This window comes from Streptomyces reniochalinae (assembly GCF_003323735.1).
GTDB classification, from domain to species: Bacteria; Actinomycetota; Actinomycetes; order Streptomycetales; family Streptomycetaceae; genus Streptomyces; species Streptomyces reniochalinae.
Window position 1 is genome coordinate 1 of record NZ_QOIM01000062.1, and the last position, 8,542, is coordinate 8,542.

An 8,542-nucleotide genomic window follows, 5' to 3' on the forward strand; every position below is an offset into this window, starting at 1 on the left:
GTGCCAGGTCAGTGGGTGGGTGGTGGTGTGGGCGTGGGCGAGGGTGGTGGTGAGGGCGTGGGTGTCGTGGTGGTCGGGGTGGAGGGTGGTGAGGACGGTGGGGGTGTCTGTTTCGCTGTTGTTGTCGCTGGTGAGGGTGTGGTGGATGAGCGGGGCGAGGGTGGGGGTGGGGCCGAGGTCGAGGTAGGTGTTTGTGCCGGCGTTGGCGAGGGTGGTGAGCATGTCCGCGAACCGCACGGGCTGGCGGATGTGTGCGCTCCAGTAGGCGGGGGTCGTGACCTGCTCGGTCTCGGCGGGTCGGCCGGTGAGGTTGGAAATGAGCGGGGTGTGTGGTGGGTGGTAGGTGACTTGCTCGGCCGCTTCCCGGAAGGCGTCCAGGATGGTGTCGGTGTGGGGGGAGTGGAAGGCGTGCTCGGTCGCGAGTGTCTTCACCCTCCGCCCCTGAGCCGTGAACGCCTCCACGATGTCCGCGACAGCGTCCGGATCGCCGGAGATGACGGTGTGGCGGGGTGTGTTGTAGGCCGCGATACACACCTGATCACTGAGGTGGGGGGTGAGTTCGTCTGCGGTGGCTTGGATGCTGGCCATCGCGCCGGGAGGCAGCTGCCCCATCAGCTCTGCCCGCTTGACGATCAGGCGTGCGGCATCCGCGAGGGAGAAGACCCCCGCGCAGTGGGCAGCGCTGATCTCCCCCACCGAGTGTCCGGCCAGGAAGTCGGGCTTGAGGCCGTGGTGTTCCAGGAGGCGGTGCAGGCCCAGGTGGAGGGCGAACAGTGCGGGTTGGGTGTAGCGGGTGTGGTCCAGCAGCCTGGCCGCCTCAGTGCCCGGCTCGGCGCACATGACCTCCACCAGCGACCGGCCCAACAGGGGGTCGAGGTGTTGGCAGGCTTCGTCGACCGCCGCCTTGAACACCGGCTCAGCGGCGTACAGCCCGGCGCCGCCCCCCGCGCGCTGCGAACCCTGCCCCGAGAACAGGAACGCCGTCCGCCCCGAGGGGTCAGCAGCCTGCCCCGGGCACACCACACCGGGGCGTGTCTCGTCTTGGGCCAGGGCGCGTAGGCCCTCGATCAGCTCGTCACGGTCCGTCCCGGTGACGACCGCGCGGTGGTCGAAGACCGTACGGGTCGTGGCCAACGCCCCCGCAACAGCCGACGCCCCCAGGTCGGGGTGCCCTTCGACGTGTTTCTCCAGCCGGGCCGCCTGGGCCCGCAACGCCACCTGCGACTTCGCCGACAACACCCACGACACAACCCCGCCCGGCTCCTCAACCCCCGAGCCTTCCGACAGCGCCCCCTCCACAGCGGGCGGAGCCTCCAGCACCACATGCGCATTCGTCCCACTGATCCCGAACGAAGAGACCGCAGCCCGCCGCGGACGCCCCGTCTGCGGCCACGCGGTCGACTCGGTCAACAGCCGCACCCCACCCACCGACCAGTCCACATGCGGCGTCGGCTCATCCACATGCAACGTGCGCGGCAGCACACCGTGCCGCATCGCCTCCACCATCTTGATCACACCCGCCACACCCGCAGCAGCCTGCGTATGACCGATGTTCGACTTCACCGACCCCAACCACAACGGCCGATCGTCGGGCCGATCCTGCCCATACGTCGCCAACAGCGCCTGCGCCTCGATCGGATCACCCAACCTCGTGCCCGTACCGTGCGCCTCCACCACATCAACACCACTGGCGGGCAGATCAGCATTGGCCAACGCCGCACGAATCACCCGCTCCTGCGACGGACCGTTCGGAGCCGTCAGACCGTTGCTCGCGCCGTCCTGGTTGACTGCGCTGCCGCGGATGACGGCCAGTACCGGGTGGCCGTTGCGCTGCGCGTCCGACAGTCGCTCAAGTACCAGCAGTCCGACGCCCTCGCCCCAGGCGGTGCCGTCCGCCGAGGCGGCGAAGGCGCGGCAGCGCCCGTCCGGGGACAGCCCGCGCTGGCGGCTGAACTCCACGAAGACGCCGGGGTGGGACATGATCGTCGCGCCGCCCGCCAAGGCGAGACGGGTCTCGCCGTTGCGCAGTGCCTGGGCGGCCAGGTGCATGGCGGTCAGCGACGACGAGCACGCCGTGTCGATCGTGACCGCCGGGCCTTCCAGCCCCAGGGTGTAGGCGAGCCGGCCCGAGGCCACACTGGTCAGCAGGCCGGTGAGCAGGTAGCCGTCCGCTGCTGCCGGGCCGCCGTCGCGCAGCGACGCGTACTCCGCGCCGGCGGCGCCGATGAAGACTCCGGCGTCGGTGCCGTGCAGCTCGCCGGGGACGAGGGAAGCGTGCTCCAGGGCTTCCCAGGCCGTCTCCAGCAACAGCCGCTGCTGCGGGTCCATCGCCAACGCCTCGCGCGGACTGATGCCGAAGAACTCCGCGTCGAACCGGGCGGCTCCCTGTACGAAGTTTCCCCGCGCCGAGTACGTCTTGCCGTGCGCCTCGGGGTCGGGGTCGTACAGATCGTCGGGCCAGCCTCGATCGTCCGGGAAGCCCGAGACGCTCTCCCGGCTCTGGCTCACGAGCTCCCACAGTGCCTCCGGTGAGTCCGCGTCGCCCGGGAAGCGGCAGGCCATCCCCACGATGGCGATCGGCTCGCGGCTCTGCGACTCGTACTCGTCGAGGCGGCGCCGTGCCTGGTGGAGGTCGGCCGTGACGCGCTTGAGGTAGTCGCGCAGCTTGTCCTCGTTCATCGTGTGTCAACCTCGGAGTTGTTGTCGGTCTGCCGCGCAGCGACGGTTCGACTCACTCCGCGGCCGCAGCGTCCGGACGAACGGGTACGGGCTCACCGCCCGGGGAGGGCGCGAGATCACCCGAAAGGTGATCATTGCTGTCTGCATCCTCCGCAGAGGGGCTGAAGTGGCTCTAGTTTGTGACTTGGGTGGCGGCTGTCCGGGGGCCGACGACGGCTACCACTCCACCGGGAGCCGGTCGAGCCCGTAGGTGTTGAATGCCTCGCGGGTGGTGATCTCCGCGTCGTCTGACGCCAGGCGCAGCGCCGGGAAGCGTTGCCACACCGCACCGATGGCGATCTTCATCTCGGACCTGGCGAGGTTGTGTCCGATGCACTGGTGGATGCCGTGGCCGAAGGTCAGGTGACTTCCGGAAGCCGGGGCCTGCCCCGACGCCTGCGGGCTTCCGGAAGCCGGGGCGTGCCTCGACGCCTGCGGGCTTCCGGAAGCCGGGGCGTGCCTCGACGCCTGCGGGGTTTCGGCCGTGTCGCCGACGGCCTTGAAGAGGTCCGGTTCATCGAAGGCCCGGGCGTCCCGGTTCACGGCAGGAAGGGAGATCGTGCAGGCCTCGCCCTTCCGCACGGTGACGCCGCCCAGTTCGACGTCCGTCAGAGCCACCCGGGTGACGAACTGGACGGCCGACAGGCAGCGCAGGAGTTCGTTCACCGCCTCGTCCGTCAGCACGGGACCGCCGATCAGCCGGTCACGGATCTCCTCGTGCCGCAGCAGGTAGTACATGCTGAGGCCGATCATCTGGGCGGTCGTCTCATGGCCGGCGATGAGCATCATCAGGGCGAGGCCGGTCAGCTCGGCGTCGTCGAGTTCGCCGTCGCCGATCAGCTTGGTGAGCAGATCGTCGCCGGGGGTGTCCCGCTTGTACGCCACGAGGTTCTGCATGAGCTCGTGGGTCGCCTTCACTGAGGCGCCCACGTCTTCGGCCGGGCTCCTCGGATCCATGGAGACGGCCCGGAGCCGCTGCAATTCCTCGTTGATCTCCGGAGTGGAACCGAGCAGCTCGGAGATCACCGCGACCGGGATCGGCAGGGCGAAGGCGCGCATCAGGTCGGTGGGCGCGCCCGTCTTCTCCATGGTGTTCAGGTGCTCGCGCGTCGTCCGCTCGATCGCGGGTTCGAGTTGCCGTATGCGGCGGACGGTGAAGTACTGGTTGAGAGGCTTCCGGTAGCGGGTGTGCTCGGGCGGGTCCATGCCGATGAACGCCCCGGGCGGGGCGGGCGTCGGTGTGAGCATCGTCGGGATCGGTGAGTGCCGCAGGTCGTGACGTGCGCTGAAGTCCTGGCTGGCCAGTATCTGACGTGCCAGAAAGTGGCTCGTCACCAGCCAGCCCATGTGGCCGTCCGGGTAGGACATGCGGGCGAGGGGCCGGGTCGCGCTCAGCTCGGTCAGCTCCGCGGGCGGGCTGAACGGGCAGCCGCGAGCCGTCGGAAGTCCCTCGACGGCGTCCGGTTCCACTGTCATGAAGGCTCCTGATGTCGTGGATCGGCTCCGGTCAGAGCTCGTTGTCGATGAAGGCGAAGATCTCGTCGTCCGTGGAGGACGCCATCTGCTGGTAGACGTCGTCCTCTTCACCGCTCGCCTGCGGCTCGGCGCCTGAGGTGAGTTTGCGGAGCCACTCCTTGAGGTGGGCGGCGATCTCGGTGCGCGCCTCCGGGCCGGGCTCCTCGGACAGCACGCTGCTCTCGAGCCGCTGGATGTCCGAGAGCACGTGGTGCAGGAAGTCGCCCTGTTCGGGCGCCAGTTGTTTCATGAGGTGGTCGGCGACGGCCTCAGGAGTGGGGTGGTCGTAGATCAGCGACGCCGGAAGCCGCAGCTCGACGGCTGTGGCGAGCCGGTTGCGCAGTTCGACGGCGGTCAGCGAGTCGAAGCCGGCCTCCTTCAGCGGACGGTTGTGACCGAAGGCGTCGAGCTCGCTGTGACCGAGCACGGCGGCCGCCTCGGTGAGGACGAGCCGCGTCAGCTGCTCGCGCTGCTCGTCCTCCGTCAGGCCCGCAAGGTCCTCACGCCAGGTCCCGCCACGCTTCGACGCGGGAACGGCGACTCCCGGGCTCGTCCTGCGGCCCACGCCCCGGCCCGGGCCGCGTACGTCGAAAAGGTCTCGCAGTACGGGCAGTCGCGTTGCCTGCGTCCCTGAGCCGTCCGGCGTCGATGGCGGTGGCACGAAGCGGGCGGGCACCGACGCCACCCGTCCCGTGGCGAGCGCAGAGTCCAGCAGCGCGAGTGCCTCCTGGTGGGACATGGCCCGGATACCGGTGCCCCTCATGCGGGAGAGGGCGGAGCCCTCCAGGTGCGCCGTCATACCGCCGGCTTCTCCCCACAGTCCCCAGGCCAGTGACACCGCGGGCAGACCTCGCTCGCGGCGGTGGTGGGCCAGGGCGTCGAGGAACGTGTTGGCGGCGGCGTAGTTCGCCTGGCCGGGACTGCCGAGGACTCCGGCCACGGACGAGAACAGCACGAACGCGGAGAGGTCCAGGTGCTCGGTGGCACGGTGCAGATGCCAGGCTCCGTCGGCCTTCGGACGCAGCACCGCGTGGAGAGCGTCCGGGGTCAGGGCGGCCACCGTGGCATCGTCGAGGACGCCGGCGGTGTGGAAGACCGCGGTGAGGGGATGAGCCGCCGGTATCCCCTCCAGCAGGCCGGCCACCGCTGACGGGACCGCCACGTCACAGGAGGCGACGGTCACCTCGGCGCCCAGAGCGGCGAGCTCGGCCTCGGCCTCGGCGGCTCCCTCGGCGTCACGCCCCCGGCGGCTGGTGAGCAGCAGGTGCCGTACGCCGTGTCGTGCCACCAGATGACGCGCCAGAGCCCTGCCCAGCGCGCCGGTGCCGCCGGTGATCAGGACCGTGCCGCTCAGGGACAGCGGGGCCGGCACGGTGAGTACGACCTTGCCCACGTGCTTCGCCTCGCGCAGGCACCGGAAGGCCTCGCCGGCCTGGCGGACGTCCCAGGTGGTGACCGGCGGCGGCCGCAGGACACCGCTCTCGAAGAGGGCGATCAGCTCGTCGAGCATCGCGCCGATCCGGTCGGGACCGGCGTCGGTCATGTCGAAGGCCCGGTAGCGGACGCCTGGACTGGCTGCGGCGATCTCGTCGGCAGACCTGATGTCGGTCTTGCCCATCTCCAGGAACCGGCCGCCGCGCGGCAGCAGCCGCAACGACGCGTCGACGAACTCGTGCGCGAGGGAGTTGAGGACCACGTCGACGCCCGCACCGTCCGTCGCCTGCGCGAACACCTCCTGGAAGGCCAGGCTGCGCGAGTCACCGATGTGCCGGTCGTCCAACCCCTGGGAGCGCAGGAAGTCCCACTTGCCACGACTGGCCGTCCCGTACACCTCCAGCCCCCAATGACGGGCCAGTTGGAGAGCCGCCGTGCCGACGCCGCCCGCCGCCGCGTGGACGAGCAGCCTCTCCCCCGCCCGCACACCGGCCAGATCCGCCAGCCCGTAGTACGCGGTCAGGAACACCACCGGTACGGCCGCGGCCTGCGCGAACGACCAGCCCGCCGGTACGCGCCTGACCAGGCGGTGGTCGGCCACGGCGACAGGGCCCATCGCACCGGGTATCAGGCCCATCACCCGGTCACCGACCATCAGCCCGGTCACCCCGGCGCCCACCTCGGTGACGACACCGGCGCCCTCTCCCCCGATGATCTCCTCCCCGGGGTACATGCCGAGTGCGATGAGCACGTCCCGGTAGTTCACGCCCGCCGCCCGTACGGCGATACGGACCTGCCCCTCGCCCAGCGGTTTCTCCGCGTCATGAAAGGCCAGCAGGGCAAGCTCGTCCAACGTGCCAGGCGTCCTGACGTCGAGCCGCCACGCGTCCTCGTCCGCCGGCGGGCTCAACGAAGGGCAGGCGCCGGACCGTACGAGACGCGGCACGTACAGGTCGCCCTTCCGCACCGCGACCTGGTCTTCCTCCCCGCCTGCGAGCACTGGCGCCACGTCGCCGCCGAGCACTGCTGCCACGTCGACCGGTCGCCGCCGGGGCGCGGCGCTGTCGTCCACGTCCACGCCGGGCTCGCCGTTCACGGCCATGTCCACGTTCGGGTCCACGGCCGCGCTCGGGTCCACGGCCGCGCTCGGGCCCATGTCCGCGTACAGGTCCATGTCCGCGTTCAGGTCCACGTCCAGCAGCGCGAAACGGCCGGGGTGCTCGCGTTGAGCCGAGCGCAGCAACCCCCACAGCGAAGCCGCTGCGGGATCCACGGCTGCGCCGTTGTTCTCGACACTCACGGCGTTCTCCGTCACCACGACCAGCCGGCAGTCCACAAGACGCTCGTCCGACAGCCATGTCTGCACCAGGTCGAGTGCCTCGCCCGTCACGGCGTGGGCCGCGCTCACCGGGTCGGCGGCGGCAGGGGCCGAGCGCCTATCCCTCCGGCCGACGGCACCGGCGTCGTCGTCACTGTGCGGCACCGGCGGAAAGACGGCGAACACCTCGCGGGGAACCGGTGCGCCCTCGGCAAGGCGGTCCAGGAACGCGCGGACGTCGGAGTGGACGTCGAAGCGGACGTCCGAGTGGGCTGCGGAGTGGACGATGTCCGTCGGGAGGCTACGGGGTTCGGCGGCGGCTGCCGCTGGTGCCGCCGCTGCCTCGGGGAGTACGCCCAGCAGGGTGACGGTGCGGGACGGTTCGCCCACGACGCGCTCAGCTGCGGAGACGGGGGCCAGCAACGGCGTCCACGCAAGGTGGGGTGGTTCGTCGTGACGCGCTCGCAACCGGTCAGCCGGCTTCACATCCGCGGGGCGCACGGTGAGGCCGCCGACGGTGACCACGGGTTCCCCGTCGAGGGTCGATACGGTCAGCGCGGCCGTGTCCTCGGCGGTGGCCGACAAACGCACGCGCAGCTCGGTGGCGCCGGTGGCGTGCACCGTGACATCGCGCCATGAGTAGGGGAGACGGAGAACAGCCTCCTCGCCCGCCTGACGAGTGAGGAGGGCGAGGGGGTGGAGTGCGGCGTCGAGGAGGGCGGGGTGGATGCCGTACCCGCCGGGCTCCAGGGTCTGGGGCAGTGTGACGTCGGCGCAGATGTCCTGACCGTGTCGCCAGGCCCGCTCCAGCCCCTGGAAGGCAGGCCCGTAATCCATCCCCGCCTCCGCCAGCTCCAGCGACAGCTCCTGCACATCGACGGGCTGCGCGTCGGCAGGAAGCCGCACCGGGGCCGGTGGAGTGTCCGCCTCCGAGGCGGTGGTCAAGACCGCCTCGGCGTGACACACCCACGGCCGACCCTCCTCTCCCGAGTCCGAGTCGGAGTCCGTGCCGGTGTCCGCCTCTCGTGCGTGCACCAGGACCTGGCGACGACCCGTCTCATCCGGCGGCTCCACCACCATCTGCAACCGCAGCGCCCCGTCCCCCTCCAAGACGACCGGCGTGTGCAACGTCAACTCCTCCACACACGCCATCCCCGAAACCCGTGCGGCATGCGTGACCAACTCGACGAAGGCCGTACCAGGAAGCACCACGACATCCCCCACGGCGTGATCCGCAAGCCACCGGTGACTCCCAGGACCCAGCCGCGTGGTGAACACATGCCCCCCACTGGGCAGATCGACATGCGCAGACAACAACGGATGCCCCGGCGCATTCAACCCCGACCCCACCACATCCACCGACCCACCAACCGGCTCCAACCAAAAGCTCCGACGAACAAACGCGTAGGTGGGCAACGGAACAGCAGGTCGGATGGCGTTCGGGTGGGGGTGGTGCCAGGTCAGCGGGTGGGTGGTGGTGTGGGCGTGGGCGAGGGTGGTGGTGAGGGCGTGGGTGTCGTGGTGGTCGGGGTGGAGGGTGGTGAGGACGGTGGGGGT

At 70.5% G+C, this 8,542-nt stretch carries 3 protein-coding genes; all 3 read right to left on the reverse strand.

Annotated elements, in window-relative coordinates; genetic code table 11:
- A partial coding sequence (locus DQ392_RS33875; RefSeq protein ID WP_114019536.1) for a type I polyketide synthase occupies window positions 1-2,679 on the reverse strand: 2,679 nt, incomplete at its 3' end.
- A gap of 216 nt (window positions 2,680-2,895) precedes the next feature.
- Entirely contained in the window at window positions 2,896-4,194 is a 1,299-nt protein-coding gene (locus DQ392_RS33880; protein ID WP_114019537.1) for a cytochrome P450, read from the reverse strand.
- 31 nt (window positions 4,195-4,225) lie between these two features.
- Window positions 4,226-8,344 carry an SDR family NAD(P)-dependent oxidoreductase gene (locus tag DQ392_RS33885; protein WP_342774990.1) on the reverse strand — a complete coding sequence of 1,373 codons (4,119 nt, stop codon included), beginning with the start codon at window positions 8,342-8,344 and terminating at the stop codon, window positions 4,226-4,228.
- Window positions 8,345-8,542: the final 198 nt, after the last annotated feature.